Genomic DNA, 16,948 nt, shown 5'->3' on the forward strand with positions numbered 1-16,948 from the left:
TACGCTCGCAGTGACGAAGTCTCTGTTCAAGGTCCGTGTGCGGTATCGGGCCGGACACGGGGGGGCTCGCAGTGAGGTCTGTGTTTGATCATTTGGGGTAGTTGAGTTGCCGTGACAGTCAGAGGGCATTCGGCTTGCTGCCGGCATAAGCCAGCAGCGGGCTCGGCGCCGACCAGTCCGCCGCGGCCAGCGCGGCATGGCCGCCGCCGGTCAAACCGACTGCGATCCCGACAAAAAACCAGGCAAAAATGAAAGCAATATCAACTATGGGGCTGGACTTTACGGGCCAATGAATATATTTCAAACATCATTTTGATGATGACCATATATTCTCATGGCATATAGAACGGGCGTTTGCGAAGCTTGCAGGCAGCTTCGTCAAGGTATCATCCTGCTTGGTTTTCCTGGCGGCCATTGTTTCTTGGCTGTTTTGCCTTTTTCAAGCTGACTTTACCGCTCCCTGTGCGTCTCAATTCCATCAAGCTATCAGGCTTCAAGTCGTTTGCCGAACCCACCAATTTCTTGTTGCCCGGGCAACTGGTGGGCGTGGTCGGGCCCAACGGCTGCGGCAAATCCAACATCATGGACGCCGTGCGCTGGGTGCTGGGCGAGAGCAAGGCGTCGGAGTTGCGCGGCGAGTCGATGCAGGACGTAATCTTTAACGGCACCACCACGCGCAAGCCGGCCAGCCGCGCCAGCGTCGAACTGGTGTTCGACAACGACGACCACCGTGCTGGCGGTCAGTGGAACCAGTTTGGCGAGATCGCCGTGAAACGCGTGCTCACGCGCGACGGCAACAGCAGTTACCTGATCAACAACCAGGTGGTGCGTCGGCGCGACGTGCAGGATGTGTTTTTGGGCACCGGGCTGGGGCCGCGCGCCTATGCCATCATCGGCCAGGGCACCATCAGCCGCATCATCGAGAGCAAGCCCGAGGAGCTGCGCCTGTTTCTTGAAGAAGCTGCGGGCGTGTCCAAATACAAGGAGCGCCGCCGCGAGACCGAGAACCGTTTGGGCGACACGCGCGAGAACCTGACGCGCGTCGAAGACATTTTGCGCGAGCTCAATGCCAACCTCGACAAGCTGGAAAAGCAGGCCGAGGTGGCGCAACAATTCAACGCTTTGACAGCCGCAGGCACGCGCAAGCAGCACCAGCTCTGGTTTTTGAAACGCGCCGAGTCGCAGGCCGAGCAGGCGCGCATCCAGGCCGAAGGGCTCGCCGCAGTGAATGCGCTGGAGGCCCGACTGGCCGATGTGCGCCACATCGAATCCGAGCTGGAGACCGTGCGCCAGGCCCATTACGCTGCTGGCGACCAGGTCAACCAGGCGCAGGGGTTGCTGTACGAGGCCAGCGCCGAGGTCGGCCGCCTGGAAGCGGAAATCCGTTTTGTGGTGGAAGGCCGCCAGCGCGTGGAACTGCGCCTGCGCACGCTGCTGGAGCAGACCACCGAGTGGGCCACGCGCCGCCAGGACGCCGAAACCGCGCTGGAAGACCTGGCGGAACTTGAGTTGCTGGGCGAAGAAAAGAACGAATTGCTGGCTGCCCAACTGGAAGAGCAGGCGCAACACCTGCCCGTGCTGGAAGAAACCTTGCGCCAGGCCCAGAACAAGGCCAACGCGCAGCGCGCCAGCGTGGCCCAGGTGCAACAGCAGATTGGCGTGCTCGCAGCGGAACAACGCGGCATTGAGGAACAGTCGCGCCAATTGGGCACGCGGCGCGAGCGCCTGCTGGCTGACCGCAACAAGCTGGTGGCACCCGACGAGCGCAACATCATCGAGCAGCAGCGCGTGCTGGACCAGGCGCAGGAGGCCGCTGAACTGGCGCAGGCCCGCCTGGAGGAACTGACCGAGCGCGCGCCCGAGTGCGATGAGCAGCGCCGCTCGCAGCAGCAAATTGCCAACCAGGAGTCGGCCCAGTTGGCTGATCTCTCGGCGCGGCTGGAAGCGCTCAAGGCGCTGCAGGACAGGGTCAAGAGCGACGGCAAACTTCAGCCCTGGCTGCAAAAACATGGACTCGACCATTTGTCGGGCTTGTGGAGCCGGCTGCACATCGAGCAGGGTTGGGAAAACGCGCTGGAGGGCGCTTTGCGCGAGCGGCTGGGCGCGCTGGAAGTGAGCCGGCTGGAACTGGTGCGCGCCTTTGCGCAGGACGCGCCACCGGCCAAGCTGGCGTTTTACAGCCCGCCGCCCGCCGCCCAAAGCCCGAGCGCTTCGCCTTTGCCACGCTTGTCTGATTTGCTGCGGCTGCATGATGCCGGGCAACAAGCCGTGCTTGATGACTGGTTGCCGGGGTGCTTCACGGCAAATAGCCTGGAAGAAGCGCTGGCCAGCCGCGAAAACTTGCACCCTGGCGAGGTCATTTATGTCAAGACCGGCCATGCCGTTGGCCGCCACAGCGTCAGCTTTTACGCGCCTGACTCCGAGCAGGCGGGGCTGTTGGCACGCGCCCAGGAAATTGAAAATCTGGAAAAGGAACTGCGTGCCCAGGTGCTGATCAGCAACGAGGCGCGTGCCGCGCTGGCGCGCGCCGAGGCCGCCTATGCCGATGTGGCGCAACGTTTGGCCAGCATCCGCAAAGAAGCCGCAGAGGCACAGCAGAAAGCCCATGGTTTGCAGGTGCAGACCCTGCAATTGACCCAGCAGGCCGAGCAGGCGCGCAGCCGCAGCGCCCAGCTTGCCAGTGACTTGGGCGAGGTTGAGGGCCAGCTTGATGAACTGCAGGAGCGCCGCGTGCTGGCCGAAGCCCGCTTTGAAGAACTTGACATGCAACTGGCGGATGCCCAGCAAAGCCATGCCGAGCTCGACGACCACGTGATCGGGGCCGAGCGCCAACTGGCGGCATCGCGCGAGCAGCAGCGCAGCCTGGAACGCCAGGCGCAGGAAGCCACTTTTACCTTGCGCAGCCTGGACGCGCGCAAGGCCGAGTTGTCGCGCGCCATCGAAACGGCGCTGGCGCAGGCTGCCGCGGTGGCTGCCGAGAGCCAGCGCGCCCAGGACGAGTTGACCCGTTTGAACGATGCCGCGGCCCAGGGCGGTCTGCAGCAGGCCCTGGCGCTCAAGCTCGAGCGTGAGCAACATTTGAGCGCCCAGCGCAGCCAGTACGACGATCTGAGCGCCAAGCTGCGCGCCAGCGACGAACGCCGCCTGCAGCTCGAGCGTGAGCTCGACCCGCTGCGTGCGCGCATCACCGAGTTCCAGCTCAAGGAGCAGGCATCGCGCATTGGTTTTGAACAATACACCCAGCTTCTGACTGATGCCCAGGCCGACCTGGAGGCCGTGGCGCTTTCGGTCAGCCAGGACCAGGCGCGCCTGGCCGGCCTGCAGGGTGAGATTGACCGCATCAACCGCGACATTGCCGCTTTGGGCGCGGTCAATCTGGCGGCGCTTGACGAGTTGGCGGCAGCCCGCGAACGCAAGCAATTTCTGGACGCGCAAATGGCAGACCTGGTGGAGGCCATGACCACGCTCGAAGACGCCATCAAAAAGATCGACAGTGAAACCCGTGAGCTGCTGTCAGGCACCTTCAACAAGGTCAACGAACACTTTGGCAAGATGTTTCCGGAACTGTTTGGCGGTGGCAATGCGCGCCTGGTCATTACCGGCGACGAAATTCTTGACTCCGGCGTGCAGGTGGTGGCGCAGCCGCCGGGCAAGAAGAACCAGAGCATTGCGCTGCTCTCGGGTGGCGAAAAAGCGCTGACCGCGATTGCGCTGGTGTTTGCCATTTTTCAGCTCAACCCGGCGCCGTTTTGTCTGCTTGACGAAGTTGATGCGCCGCTGGACGATGCCAACACCGAGCGTTATGCCAAACTGGTGGCGACCATGAGCAAAGACACGCAGTTTTTGTTCATCAGCCACAACAAGATCGCCATGGAAATGGCCAAACAACTGATTGGGGTGACCATGCAGGAGCAAGGCGTGTCGCGTATTGTGGCGGTCGATATGGAGGCCGCCCTGACGATGACAGAATGGGGAGAATCATGATGTCCTTGCAGTTAAGTCTGTTGCTATTGGGCGTGCTGCTGCTGATCGCCATGGCGGCTTATTACGCCTGGCTGGCGCGCAAAAGCCAGCCGCGTCAGGCGGAGCCGAGCGAGCCATGCACCCAGGTACCGGAGGCGGGGCGCATTGAGCCGCATTTGACCGACTTTGCGCTGGCGGGCGATGCCCTGGCCAGCCCGGCCCCCGAGAAAAAACCGGGCCTCGATGCCTTGATCGATGCCATAGCCCCGATTGCGCTTGAAGCGCCTTTGTCGGGTGAAGCGATTCTGGCGGCGCTGCCGTCCACGCGCCGGGTCGGCAGCAAGCCGTTTGCCATCGAGGGGCTCAATGCCGCCACACGGCGCTGGGAGCCGCCCTTGGCGGGGCAAAGCTACAGCCAGTTGCAGGCCGGCGTGCAGCTGGCCAACCGCTCCGGTGCGCTCAACGACATCGAGTTTTCCGAATTTGTCATGAAGACGCAAAGCTTTTGCGATGCCATCGGCGGCACGCCCGACTTGCCGGTGATGCGCGACGAGGTCAGCCGGGCGCGCGAACTCGACCAGTTTGCCAGCGGCCACGACGCGCAATTGGTGCTGATGGTGCAGGCGCGCCGGGTGGCCTGGAGCCCCAGCTACATTCAGCAAACCTCGGCGCGGCATGGTTTTGTCATGGGTTCGCTGGCCGGGCGCCTGGTGATACCTGCCAGCACGGCGGGCTTGCCGCCCGTGGTGAGCCTGAGCTTTGATGCACTGGCCGCGCTGGCCGATGACCCGACACAATCGGCCCTGCGCCAGATCACCCTGGGCCTGGACGTGGCGCAAGTGGACCGCAACGAAAAACCCTTTGAGCGCATGAGTGCCCTCGCCCAAGCGCTGGCCCAGGAGATGGATGGCGTGGTCATCGACGACCGGGGCGCGGCCTTGTCGCCAGAGGCCATGACCGTGATCGCCACTGAGCTGGCGCAGCTGTACGACATTCTGGCGCAGCATGAACTGGCTGCGGGCTCGCCGTTGGCAAGACGGCTGTTTTCCTGAAGGCTTTGGTGCATGACCACGCCCGACTTGTTTGCGCCTGAGCCTGATGATGCTGGTGAAATGGTGCAATTGCGCCAGCTGCTGCACGAGCACGCCCATCGCTATTACGTGCTTGACGCACCCACCATTCCCGACGCCGAATACGACCGCCTGTTCAGGCAGCTGCAGGCGCTGGAGGCGCGCCACCCCGAGCTGATCACACCGGACTCGCCAACCCAGCGCGTGGGCGGCAAGGTGCTGGCGCAGTTTGCCCCGGTTCGCCATGCCGTGCCGATGCTGAGTATTCGCACCGAAACCGATACCGAGGCCAGTGGCGCTGAGAATTTTGATGCGCGTATTCGCCGCGAGCTGAGCTTGACAGACGCAGCGCCCGCGCTTGAGTACGTGGCCGAGCCCAAGTTTGACGGCCTGGCCATGAACCTGCGCTACGAGCACGGTGCGCTGGTGCAGGCCGCCACCCGCGGTGACGGCGAGGTGGGCGAAGACGTCACACAAAACATCCGCACCATCGGCCAGATTCCGCTGCGCTTGCCTGCTGACGCACCGCCTGTGCTCGAGGTGCGTGGCGAGGTCTATATGCGCCGTGATGACTTTGAGGCGCTCAATGAACGCCAGCGCCAGCGTATCGCCGCCGGTGAGCGCGGCGAGCACACCTTCGTCAACCCGCGCAATGCCGCCGCTGGTGCGGTGCGCCAGCTCGATCCGGCCATTGCTGCACAGCGCCCATTGAGTTTTTTTGCCTATGGCCTGGGTGAAGTTACAGCGCCAGAAGCTGGCGGACCGGTCTGGCAGACGCATTTCGAGATGATGCAGACCCTGAAAAACTGGGGTTTCCCGGTATCAAGCCTGGTCCGAATAGCACAGGGTGCGGTCGAACTGGTGGCGTATTACGAGTCGATTGGCGCGCTGCGCGATGGCCTGGGCTTTGACATTGACGGGGTTGTGTATAAGGTCAACAGCCTGGCGTTGCAGCGTCAGCTGGGCTTTGTCACGCGCGAGCCACGCTGGGCCGTGGCGCACAAGTTTCCGGCGCAAGAGATGCTGACCACGGTGCTGGCCATTGATGTGCAGGTGGGGCGCACCGGCAAACTGACGCCGGTGGCCAAGCTGGCACCGGTGTTTGTCGGCGGCGTGACCGTGACCAACGCCACCCTGCACAACGAAGACGAGGCGCGCCGCAAGGACGTGCGCGTGGGCGACACTGTGGTGGTGCGCCGCGCCGGTGACGTGATTCCCGAAGTGGTAAGTGTGCTGCCTGACAAGCGCGTGGACGACACGGCCATTTTCACCATGCCGCGTCAGTGCCCGGTGTGTGGCAGCGCGGCGGTGCGCGAGGAGGGCGAGGCCGACTACCGCTGCACCGGCGGCCTGTTTTGCAGCGCCCAGCGCAAGCAAGCCATATTGCACTTTGCCCAGCGCCGCGCCGTCGAGGTCGAGGGCCTGGGCGACAAGCTCGTCGATCAATTGGTCGATGCGGGCATCATCAACACGCTGCCAGACTTGTACCGGCTGGGCTTCACGGCGCTGGCCAATCTGCCGCGCATGGCCGACAAGTCGGCGCAAAACATGCTGGACGCGCTGGAAAAATCCAAACAAACCAGCTTGCCGCGCTTTTTGTTTGGTCTGGGCATTCGCCATGTGGGCGAGGCCACGGCCAAGGCACTGGCGCGGCACTTCGGCAAGCTCGACGCCATCATGGACGCCAGCGAAGAGGACTTGCTGGCGGTGGCTGACGTGGGCCCGATTGTGGCCAAAAGCATCCGCACCTTTTTTGACCAGGCGCACAACCGCGAGGTGCTTGAACAACTGCGCGCCTGCGGCGTGACCTGGCCCGAGGGCGAACCGGCGCCGGTGGCGCCCCAGCCTTTGAGCGGCCAGACCTTTGTGCTCACCGGCACCTTGCCCACGCTGGGCCGCGAACAGGCCAAAGCCTTGATCGAAGCCGCTGGCGGCAAGGTGGCGGGCTCGGTCAGCAAGAAAACCAGCTTTGTCGTGGCGGGAACTGAAGCCGGCAGCAAGCTCGACAAGGCGCGCGAACTGGGTGTGGCGGTGCTCGATGAAGACCAATTGAAGGAAATGCTCGATGGCGGTGCGTGAGATTCTGAAAATGGGCGACCCGCGCCTGCTGCGCGTGGCGCAGGCCGTGACCGCGTTTGACACCGATGCGCTGCACCTGCTGATCAGCGACCTGCTCGACACCATGCGCGCGGCAGACGGTGCCGGGTTGGCAGCACCGCAGATTGGCGTCGATTTGCAGTTGGTGATTTTTGGCACCGACCGCGCCAACCCGCGTTACCCGCAGGCGCCGGTGGTGCCGCGCACGGTGTTGATCAACCCGGTCATCACGCCGCTTTCGGCTGAGCAGATTGAAGACTGGGAAGGCTGCCTGTCAGTGCCCGGCCTGCGTGGCAAGGTGCCACGTTTCGAGCACATTCGCTACACCGGGTTCGATCAATACGGCGACGCCATCGAGCGCACCGTACAAGGCTTTCACGCCCGCGTGGTGCAGCATGAGTGTGATCACCTGGTAGGCAAGCTGTACCCGATGCGGGTGCGTGACTTCACCCAATTTGGCTTCACCTCGGTGCTTTTTCCGGGGCTTGACGGCGCCGACGACCAGGAGTCTGGGCGGCAGAGCGTTCTGCGCAGGTAAAAGGAGGAGCCCGCAGGGCGGGGGACACGCAGCAGAACGCTCTGCCGCCCAGACTTCTAGGCCAGCGCCTCCAGCAACTCGGTCTCAATGGCGATTTGGGCTTTGTTTTCCTGCAGCTCCGGGCCGTCAATCAAAAAGGTGTCGTCGATACGCTCGCCCAAGGTATTGATTTTGGCCAGTTGCACATTCACCTTGTGCCGGGCCAGCACCCGCGCCACGCTGTACAGCAGGCCAACCCGGTCGCTGGCCGAGATGTTGAGCAGCCAGCGCTGGCCTTTTTCGTCGGGCTGCAGGCTCACACGCGGCGTGATTGGAAAACTCTTGACGCGGCGTGAGACACGTCCCTTGCCCGGTGGCGGCAGTGGCCCAGTCTTCAGAATAGCCCGGGCCAGCTCGGCCTCCACCATGCTGGTGAGTTCATGGTAGAGCTTGGGCATGGCCTCAGTTGTGACCTGAAACGTGTCGAGCGCATAGTGGTTGCAGGCGGTGTGCACGCGGGCATCCAGAATGCTGAAGGCCCGGTGTTCAAAGTAGCCGCAAATACGCGCAAACAGGTCGGGCAGGTCGGGGGTATAGACCAGCACTTGCAGGCCTTCGCCGAGCGGCGACAAGCGCGCCCGCACGATCGACTTGCCTGACTTGACGTGGCGCGAGAGTTGGCGTGTGTGCCAGGCAATGTCTGAGGCGTCGTGGCGCATGAAGTAGCCCACATCCAGGGTGTCCCACAGGGCTTTGTGCCCCTCGAAGGGCTGGGCGTGCAGGGCGAGTTGGATCAGAGCCTCGCGCTTGCGGGTTTCCATCTCCACATGCGGGTCGGCGGCGTGACCGCCGAGCACGCGCAGCGTCAGGCGGTACAGGTCTTCGAGCAGCTTGCCTTTCCAGGCGTTCCAGACTTTGGGCGAGGTGCCGCGAATGTCGGCCACGGTGAACAGGTAGAGCGCGCTCAGGTAGCGCTCGTTGCCCACACGTTTGGCAAAGGCCGCAATTACATCGGGGTCGCTGAGGTCTTGTTTCTGTGCCACGCGGCTCATGGTGAGGTGTTCGCGCACCACAAAGGCGATGAGTTCGGTGTTTTCGCGGCTGACCTCGTGTTGCTTGCAAAAGCGCAGCGCCTCGAGTTCGCCCAGTTGCGAGTGGTCGCCGCCGCGGCCTTTGGCGATGTCGTGAAACAGCGCCGCCACATACAAAATCCAGGGCTTGTCCCAGCCACTCGCCAGTTGCGCGCAAAACGGGTATTCGTGGGCGTGCTCCACAATGAAGAAACGCCGCACATTGCGTAGCACCATCAGCACATGCTGATCGACGGTATAGACATGAAACAGGTCGTGCTGCATTTGCCCGACGATGCGGCGAAACGCCCACAGGTAGCGCCCCAGCACCGAGGTCTGGTTCATCAGCCGCATGGCGTGAGTGATGCCACTTTGCTGTTTCAGTATCTGCACGAACGTGGCATGGTTGATCGGGTCCTTGCGAAAGGCACCGTTCATCAGTTCGCGGGCGTTGTACAGGGCGCGCAGCGTGCGCGCCGACAGGCCATTCATGTCGGCAGTCTGGAACACCAGGAAAGTTTCCAGGATGGCGTGCGGCTCGCGCTGGTAGAGGTCGTCACTGACCACTTCGAGCATACCGGCCTTGTCGGAAAAATGGGCGTTGATGGGGCGTGGCTCGTGCGTGCTGGGACTCAGGCGTTCTTCGATGTTGAGCAGCAAAATCTGGTTAAGCTGGGTCACCGCCTTGGCCGCCCAGTAATAGCGTTTCATGAGCGCCTCGCTGGGGCGCACCAGAGCGCGCCGCCCGGCGGTTGCAGGCGGCGCTGCAAACCCGAAGGCCTGCGCTACCGCATTTTGCATGTCAAAGACAAGCCGGTCTTCACGGCGTTTGGCGATCAGGTGCAGCCGGGTGCGAATCAGCCATAGCAAGGCTTCGTTGCGCTTGATCTGTTTGACCTCGAACGCGGTGGCCAAGCCATTTCTGGCCAGTTCGTTCCAGTTGTTGCCCAGGCCCGCTGCCTTGGCCACCCACAAAATGATCTGCAAATCACGCAGCCCGCCGGGCGACTCCTTGCAGTTGGGTTCGAGCGCGTAGGGCGTGTTGTCGAACTTGCTGTGGCGCTGGTGCAGCTCCAGGGTTTTGGCAATAAAGAAGGCCTGCGGGTCGATGGCGGCAACAAACTGGCGTTTGAACGCGTCGTAGGTAGCCGCATCGCCCGTGATCAGGCGCGACTCCAACAACGCGGTTTGCACCGTGACATCCTTATCTGCCTCGCTCAGGCATTCGGCCACAGAGCGCACGCTGGAGCTGATCTCCAGCCCGGCATCCCAGCAACTGCCGATAAAGCCTTCGATGCGGGTTTTCAGGTCGGCGTCATGTTCCAGCACGATGTCATCGGGCAACAGCACCAGCACATCGATGTCTGAATAGGGAAACAACTCGCCGCGGCCATAGCCACCCACGGCAGCCAGCGCCAGACCCGGTGGAAAAGCGGCACGCCGCCAAAGGGTTTTCAGGGTTTGATCGGCAAGGGCAGAGAGCTTGCCCAAGGTGGCTGCAACGCCGCGTGCGCTGCAGCTGCCATCTGCCAACGATTGGAAAAGAGCCGTTTTTTTGGCGCGAAACTGCTCGCGCAGCACGTTGAGATCGCCCATGGGACGCCGCATCAAAAATGGCGAATCAGGCTACTGTCAGGCTCATCGCAGGGGCGGCAGGCTTGACAAACTCGGGAACGGCCGGGCTGTTGGCAGACAGGGTCAACACCTCGTAACCGGTGGGTGTCACCAGCACGGTGTGCTCCCACTGGGCAGACAGCGAATGGTCTTTGGTGACGATGGTCCAGCCGTCACCGAGTTCCTTGATTTCTTTGCGGCCCACATTGAGCATGGGCTCGATGGTGATGGTCATGCCGGCCTTGAGCTGCTCCAGTGTGCCTGGCTTGCCGTAGTGCAGCACCTGCGGCTCTTCATGAAATTTTTGGCCGATGCCGTGGCCGCAATACTCGCGCACCACGCTCAGGCCGTGGCCTTCGGCAAAGGTCTGAATGGCATGCCCAATGTCGCCCAGATAGGCACCGTCGCGCACTTGCATGATGCCCTTCCACATGGCATCAAAGGTGAGTTTGCACAGGCGCTTGGCCGCGATGGACACCTCGCCCACCTGGTACATGCGGCTCGAATCGCCATGCCAGCCGTTTTTGATGACCGTGACATCGATGTTGATGATGTCGCCTTTCTTGAGCGGCTTGTCGTTGGGAATGCCGTGGCAGACCTGGTGGTTGATCGAGGTGCAGATTGATTTTGGGTAGGGAGTGTGGCCACCCGGCGCATAGTTCAACGGTGCCGAGATGGCCCCGAGCACCTGCGTGGTGTAGTCCTCGGCCAACCGGTCGAGTTCGTTGGTGGTGATGCCGGGTTTCACAAACTGGGCCAGATAGTCAAGCAGTTCGGCAGCCAGGCGCCCGGCGATGCGCATGCCGGCAATGCCGTCGGGGTCTTTGTAAGTAATCGTCATGCTGCAAATTATCCCATCGCGGTCAAGAGCCGTTTTTGATAGGTGTTTCTGGCCGGGATCATTGCGGCAGGTCTGAATCGGGAGAAAATTGACCGATTCCAACCAACTTGCTCAAACCTCCGTGATCAGCCACAAAATATGCGTTGCGCCCATGCTGGATTGGTCGGATCGGCATTGCCGCTATTTGCACCGTTTGTTGTCCAGGCATGCCCTGCTGTACAGCGAAATGGTGACTACCGGCGCCTTGATCCATGGCGACCGGGCCCGGCATCTTGACTACAGCGCGGCCGAGCTGCCGCTGGCACTGCAGTTGGGTGGCAGTGAACCTGCTGATCTGGCACAGTGCGCGCGCTGGGCGCAGGCGTGGGGCTACAGCGAGGTGAATTTGAATTGCGGCTGCCCGAGCGAGCGGGTGCAGCGTGGCGCTTTTGGTGCCTGTTTGATGCGCGAGCCGGCCCTGGTGGCCGACGGCGTCAAGGCCATGCTGGATGCGGTGTCGATCCCGGTCACGGTCAAGCACCGCATTGGCATCGACAAAACCGAGAGTTATGACTTTGTGCGCGATTTTGTCGGCGCGCTCAGCCTGGCCGGTTGCCGCACTTTCATTGTGCATGCGCGCAACGCCTGGCTGCAAGGCTTGAGCCCCAGGGACAACCGCGAGGTGCCGCCGCTGCGTTATGACTGGGGGTACCAGCTCAAAAAAGATTTTCCGATGCTTGAATTTGTCATCAACGGCGGCATCACCCAAACCGATCAGATTGAGCAGCATCTGCAACACGTCGATGGTGTCATGCTGGGCCGCGAGGCCTATCACAACCCGTGGTGGCTGAGCGAATGGGATCAGCAGTTTTTTGCCGATGCCAGTCAGGCCGGACTGACTCGCGAATCAGTCGAGCAGAAGATGGTGGTTTACATTACCGAGCAGGCTGCCTTGTTTGGCACACCCTGGCAAGCCATTGCCAGGCACATGCTCGGACTGCGCCACGGCCTGCCAGGTGCGCGGCGCTGGCGCCAGGTCTGGAGCGACCACAAGCTCAAGGAACTGCCGGCGGAGCAGGTGATGGCGCTGGCGCACCAGCCTTTGGCATGAATTTCGGATGGTGCGCTGTCAGGCGTCAGACAGTCAGTGGCCTGTAAGTGCCAGCCGTGACATTATTGGAAGAACTTTGTTTAACTAGAGGAGATTGATTCGTGACTACACCCACAACTGCTGTTGAATCCATGTTGGTTGAAAACCGTGTTTTCCCGCCGAGCGAGGCTACTGTCAAGGCGGCGCGCATCTCGGGCATGGATGCGTACCAAGCCTTATGCGCTGAGGCAGAAAAAGACTTTGAGGGCTTCTGGGCCCGCCTGGCGCGTGAAAACCTGGTCTGGAACAAGCCGTTTACCAAAACCCTCGACGAGTCCAATGCGCCCTTCTACAAGTGGTTTGAAGACGGTGAACTCAACGCCTCGGCCAACTGTCTTGACAAGCACATGGGCACGCCCAACGAAAACAAGGTCGCGGTCATTTTTGAAGCCGATGACGGCGCAGTGACCAAAACCACCTACAAGGAACTGCTCGCCAAGGTTAGCCAGTTCACTAATGCCCTCAAGGCCAAAGGCATCAATAAGGGCGACCGTGTGCTGATTTACATGCCGATGTCGCTCGAAGGTGTGATTGCCATGCAGGCCTGCGCCCGCATTGGTGCCATCCACAGTGTGGTGTTTGGCGGCTTCTCAGCCAAAGCGCTGCAAGAGCGTATTGTGGATGCTGGTGCAGTGGCGGTGGTCACGGCCAACTTCCAGATGCGCGGTGGCAAGCAGTTGCCGCTCAAGGGCATTGTGGACGAGGGCCTTGGCCTGGGTGGCTGCGAATCCATCAAGACCGTGTTTGTGTTCGAGCGCACCCCCAGCCCCTGCAACATGGTGGCAGGCCGCGACATCACCTTTACCGAGGCGCTGGCGGGCCAAAGCACCGAATGCGCGCCGGTCACGGTGGGTGCCGAGCACCCCTTGTTCATTCTGTTCACGTCTGGCTCCACCGGTAAACCCAAAGGTGTGCAGCATTCCACCGGCGGCTACCTGCTGTGGGCCAAACTGACCATGGAATGGGTGTTTGACCTGAAGCCCGATGATGTGTTCTGGTGCACCGCCGACATCGGCTGGATCACAGGCCACTCCTATGTGGCCTACGGCCCGCTGGCCGCCGGTGCGACGCAGATCATCTTTGAAGGCATCCCGACCTACCCGAACGCCGGTCGTTTCTGGCAGATGATCGAGCGCCACAAGTGCAGCATTTTCTACACCGCACCCACGGCCATCCGCTCACTCATCAAGTCGGCAGAGACCGACGAAAAAGTGCATCCGGACCGCTCCGACTTGTCGAGCCTGCGCATTTTGGGCACGGTGGGCGAGCCCATCAACCCCGAGGCCTGGATGTGGTACTACAAAAACATTGGTCACGAAAAATGCCCGATTGTTGACACGTTCTGGCAAACCGAGTCCGGTGGCCACATGATTACGCCACTGCCCGGTGCAACACCCTTGGTGCCCGGCAGTTGCACCTTGCCGTTGCCTGGCATCATGGCTGCTATCGTCGATGAAGCCGGTCACGATGTGCCCAATGGGTCGGGCGGTCTGTTGGTGGTCAAGCGCCCCTGGCCGTCGATGATCCGCACCATCTGGAACGACCCAGAGCGCTTCAAGAACAGCTACTTCCCGCCTGAAATGGGCGGCACCTACTACCTTGCCGGCGACGGCGCGGTGCGCTCTGAAGACCGTGGTTACTTCCGCATTACCGGCCGCATCGACGACGTGCTGAACGTGTCGGGTCACCGCATGGGCACCATGGAAATCGAATCGGCGCTGGTGGCCAAGACTGACCTGGTCGCCGAGGCGGCCGTGGTGGGTCGTCCGGACGACCTGACGGGTGAAGCAATTTGCGCTTTTGTGGTGTTGAAGCGCGGCGTGCCATCAGGCGACGAAGCCAAAGCCATTGCCAAGGAGCTGCGCGACTGGGTGGCCAAGGAAATCGGCCCCATTGCCAAGCCCAAGGACATCCGCTTTGGTGAAAACTTGCCCAAGACCCGTTCCGGCAAAATCATGCGTCGCTTATTGCGTTCGCTGGCCAAGGGTGAAGACATCACGCAGGATACGTCCACGCTGGAAAACCCGGCCATTTTGGGCCAACTGGGCCAGGCCTACTGAAGTTCAGTGAACCCTGATTGAAAAAGCCCGCAATTGCGGGCTTTTTTGTGTGCACCCGCGCTTGGCAGCGGCGCGGTCAGGGCAGGGCGTTTACTTGAGCGACAACACCCAGGTCACCAATTGTTTGGCCTCGGCATCGCTCACCTGGGGGTTGGCGGGCATTGGAATGGCACCCCAAACGCCCGAGCCACCCTGTTTGATTTTGGTAACCAATTTGGCTTCAACATTTTGCCCGGCGTATTTTTTGGCGACATCCTTGTAGGCCGGGCCAACAACTTTTTTCTCAACCGCATGGCAGGCCATGCAATTCTTTTTTTTCGCCAGTGCCTGATCCGCCAATGCCGGTGCCGCCATAAAAACGGCTGCGAGCAAGGCAAAAAGAGTTCGTTGCATGGTGATGTCCTTTGAAAAGATGGGTTAGAGTCTTGATGCGTTATTTTAGGGATGGCTGCGGGCATGGGCTTTTTTGCCAGCGGCTATTTCATTAAAAAGGAGTGGCTATGTATTTACTGCTTTTGGGCTTGGTGTTGTTGCTCATGAAATACTTTGCCCTGGGGCCGCTGGCCGACTGGTCTTGGTGGTGGGTGCTTTCGCCCTTTGCATTGGCCGTGCTCTGGTGGCTCTGGGCAGACACCTTTGGCTATACCAAGCGCAAGGCCATGGAACGGGAGAACCAAAGAATCAAGGAGCGCCGCGCACGCACCAAAAGTGCGCTCGATGCCAACTACCAACAAAAGAAACGCTGAACACGCACAGCCCAACCATCATGGTCGGTTGGGCTTTCACGGATGTTTTTAGTAGTTGTCGAGCACCGCGCCCTTGCTGGCGGTCGAAGCATTAAAAGCAAACTTGGCCTGCACGCCGCGTGTGTAGCGCGGCGCGGGGGCTGTCCAGACGGCGCGGCGCTGGGCGATGATGTCATCACTGACGTTGAGTTGCAGCAGCAACTGGTGCGCATCGATGGTGATGGCATCGCCTTCTTCGATCAGGGCAATCAGGCCACCCGCGGCGGCTTCGGGGGCCACGTGGCCGACCACCATGCCCCAGGTGCCGCCTGAAAAACGGCCATCGGTGATCAAACCTACCGACTCACCCAGCCCCTGGCCGACCAGCGCGCCGGTGGGTGCCAGCATTTCGGGCATGCCCGGGCCGCCCTTGGGGCCGAGGTAGCGCAATACCATCACATCACCAGCCACGATCTTGTTGGCCAAAATGGCTTTCAGGGCCGACTGCTCGTCCTCGAACACACGCGCCGGACCGGTCATTACCGGGTTTTTGAGGCCGGTGATCTTGGCCACGCAACCCTCGGGTGCCAGATTGCCCTTGAGGATGGCCAGGTGCCCCTGGGCGTACATCGGACGGTCCATGGGGCGGATCACGTCCTGGTCGGCGCGCGGCGCATCGGGAATGTCCTGCAGCACTTCGGCCACCGTTTGTCCGGTGATGGTGATGCAATCGCCATGCAACAGGCCGGCGCTGAGCAGCATTTTCATGACTTGTGGAATGCCGCCGGCACGGTGCAGATCGACCGCCAGGTATTTGCCGCTGGGCTTGAGGTCGCACAGCACCGGGGTTTTGACGCGAACGCGCTCGAAGTCGTCGATGGTCCATTCGACACCCGCGGCGTGCGCGATGGCCAGAAAGTGCAGCACGGCGTTGGTCGAGCCGCCGATGGCCATGACCACGGCGATGGCGTTCTCGATCGACTTGCGGGTCACGATGTCGCGCGGCTTGAGGTCGTTCTTGATGGCCTCAATCAGCACTTTGGCCGATTCTTTGGCCGAGTTCAATTTTTCATCATGTGGATTGGCCATGGTGCTGGAGTACATCAGCGAGATGCCCAGTGCCTCAAAGGCCGAGCTCATGGTGTTGGCGGTGTACATGCCGCCGCAGGAACCCGGGCCGGGAATGGCGCGGCGCTCGATCTCCAGCAGGTCTGCGTCGCTCATGCGCCCGGCGGCGTTTTCGCCTACCGCCTCAAACACGCTGACGATGTTGAGGTCCTGGCCCTTGTAGTGCCCCGGCAAAATGGTGCCGCCATAGACGTAAATGGCCGGCACATTGGCGCGCAGCATGCCCATCAGGCCACCCGGCATGTTTTTGTCGCAGCCGCCAATCACCAGCACGCCGTCCATCCACTGGCCTTGCACGCAGGTCTCGATGCAGTCAGAGATCACCTCGCGGCTGACCAGGCTGTATTTCATGCCTTCGGTGCCCATTGACATGCCGTCCGAAATGGTCGGGGTGCCAAACACCTGGGCGTTGCCACCGGCTTCCTCGATGGCGGCAATGGCGGCATCAGCCAGCTTTTGCAGGCCCGAGTTGCATGGCGTGATGGTGCTGTGACCATTGGCAATACCGATCATGGGCTTGCTGAAATCGTCGCCATCATAGCCCATGGCGTAGTACATGGAGCGGTTGGGCGCGCGCGATTTTCCTTCGGTGATATTTTTGCTGCGCGGGTTCATGACGACGGGTTTGGTGTTCATAAAAGTTCACTCGGGTTGGTTGCAGTGCTCAGGCCGAACGCCGGGCATGGGTGCGCGGCGCGTGGACTTATTTTAAAGACCCTTGGTTGCCAAATTTC

The 16,948-nt window shown here is 61.5% G+C and carries 11 protein-coding genes; 7 read left to right on the plus strand and 4 right to left on the minus strand.

Features of this window, described 5'->3' with window-relative positions; translation table 11 throughout:
- The first annotated feature begins 462 nt into the window (after positions 1-462).
- The 4 genes from smc to def are packed head-to-tail and all read left to right on the plus strand — an operon-like array spanning position 463 to position 7,668.
- Positions 463-3,984 carry a chromosome segregation protein SMC gene (gene smc, locus IBX54_RS00670; protein ID WP_296540736.1) on the plus strand — a complete coding sequence of 1,174 codons (3,522 nt, stop codon included), beginning with the start codon at positions 463-465 and terminating at the stop codon, positions 3,982-3,984.
- Positions 3,981-5,015, plus strand: coding sequence for a cell division protein ZipA C-terminal FtsZ-binding domain-containing protein (locus IBX54_RS00675; RefSeq protein WP_296540737.1), 1,035 nt, complete (start codon positions 3,981-3,983; stop codon positions 5,013-5,015). The genes smc and IBX54_RS00675 overlap by 4 nt, the downstream gene beginning before the upstream one ends.
- A 12-nt stretch (positions 5,016-5,027) precedes the next feature.
- Positions 5,028-7,112 (plus strand): NAD-dependent DNA ligase LigA, encoded by a 2,085-nt coding sequence (ligA, locus tag IBX54_RS00680; RefSeq protein WP_296540738.1) that lies wholly within the window; start codon positions 5,028-5,030, stop codon positions 7,110-7,112.
- A complete protein-coding gene (def, locus tag IBX54_RS00685) occupies positions 7,099-7,668 on the plus strand; it encodes a peptide deformylase (protein WP_296540739.1) in 570 nt (189 codons plus the stop codon). Before ligA ends, def begins: the two co-directional genes overlap by 14 nt.
- A 56-nt stretch (positions 7,669-7,724) precedes the next feature.
- On the opposite strand, the gene IBX54_RS00690 is transcribed toward def, so the two are convergent.
- Both IBX54_RS00690 and map read right to left on the minus strand, forming a co-directional pair.
- Positions 7,725-10,313: a [protein-PII] uridylyltransferase gene (locus IBX54_RS00690; RefSeq protein WP_296540740.1), complete on the minus strand. Its 2,589-nt coding sequence runs from the start codon at positions 10,311-10,313 to the stop codon at positions 7,725-7,727.
- Between the two features lie 25 nt (positions 10,314-10,338).
- Positions 10,339-11,172: a type I methionyl aminopeptidase gene (map, locus tag IBX54_RS00695; protein WP_296540741.1), complete on the minus strand. Its 834-nt coding sequence runs from the start codon at positions 11,170-11,172 to the stop codon at positions 10,339-10,341.
- 88 nt (positions 11,173-11,260) lie between these two features.
- Between map and dusA the strand changes: the two genes are divergently transcribed.
- Complete coding sequence (gene dusA, locus IBX54_RS00700; protein ID WP_296540742.1) at positions 11,261-12,262, plus strand: tRNA dihydrouridine(20/20a) synthase DusA; 1,002 nt, start codon at positions 11,261-11,263, stop codon at positions 12,260-12,262.
- 101 nt (positions 12,263-12,363) lie between these two features.
- Positions 12,364-14,361, plus strand: coding sequence for an acetate--CoA ligase (gene acs, locus IBX54_RS00705; RefSeq protein ID WP_296540743.1), 1,998 nt, complete (start codon positions 12,364-12,366; stop codon positions 14,359-14,361).
- A 90-nt stretch (positions 14,362-14,451) separates the two neighbouring features.
- Here acs and IBX54_RS00710 read toward each other — a convergent pair whose 3' ends face one another.
- Positions 14,452-14,754 (minus strand): c-type cytochrome, encoded by a 303-nt coding sequence (locus IBX54_RS00710; protein ID WP_296540744.1) that lies wholly within the window; start codon positions 14,752-14,754, stop codon positions 14,452-14,454.
- A gap of 107 nt (positions 14,755-14,861) precedes the next feature.
- Between IBX54_RS00710 and IBX54_RS00715 the strand changes: the two genes are divergently transcribed.
- Positions 14,862-15,107, plus strand: coding sequence for a TIGR04438 family Trp-rich protein (locus IBX54_RS00715; RefSeq protein ID WP_296540745.1), 246 nt, complete (start codon positions 14,862-14,864; stop codon positions 15,105-15,107).
- Positions 15,108-15,155: 48 nt separating this feature from the next.
- Here the strand turns inward: IBX54_RS00715 and ilvD are convergent, their stop codons facing one another.
- Entirely contained in the window at positions 15,156-16,850 is a 1,695-nt protein-coding gene (gene ilvD, locus IBX54_RS00720; RefSeq protein WP_296540746.1) for a dihydroxy-acid dehydratase, read from the minus strand.
- Positions 16,851-16,948: the final 98 nt, after the last annotated feature.

The organism is Rhodoferax sp., from assembly GCF_014859475.1.
Taxonomy (GTDB): domain Bacteria; phylum Pseudomonadota; class Gammaproteobacteria; order Burkholderiales; family Burkholderiaceae_C; genus Rhodoferax.

Bases quoted from the DNA above. Each gene is read 5' to 3' on its own strand.
- IBX54_RS00675 (WP_296540737.1), top strand. From the start codon at position 3,981: ATGATGTCCTTGCAGTTAAGTCTGTTGCTATTGGGCGTGCTGCTGCTG.
- ligA (WP_296540738.1), top strand. From the start codon at position 5,028: ATGACCACGCCCGACTTGTTTGCGCCTGAGCCTGATGATGCTGGTGAA.
- def (WP_296540739.1), top strand. From the start codon at position 7,099: ATGGCGGTGCGTGAGATTCTGAAAATGGGCGACCCGCGCCTGCTGCGC.
- IBX54_RS00690 (WP_296540740.1), bottom strand. From the start codon at position 10,313: ATGGGCGATCTCAACGTGCTGCGCGAGCAGTTTCGCGCCAAAAAAACG.
- map (WP_296540741.1), bottom strand. From the start codon at position 11,172: ATGACGATTACTTACAAAGACCCCGACGGCATTGCCGGCATGCGCATC.
- IBX54_RS00710 (WP_296540744.1), bottom strand. From the start codon at position 14,754: ATGCAACGAACTCTTTTTGCCTTGCTCGCAGCCGTTTTTATGGCGGCA.
- IBX54_RS00715 (WP_296540745.1), top strand. From the start codon at position 14,862: ATGTATTTACTGCTTTTGGGCTTGGTGTTGTTGCTCATGAAATACTTT.
- ilvD (WP_296540746.1), bottom strand. From the start codon at position 16,850: ATGAACACCAAACCCGTCGTCATGAACCCGCGCAGCAAAAATATCACC.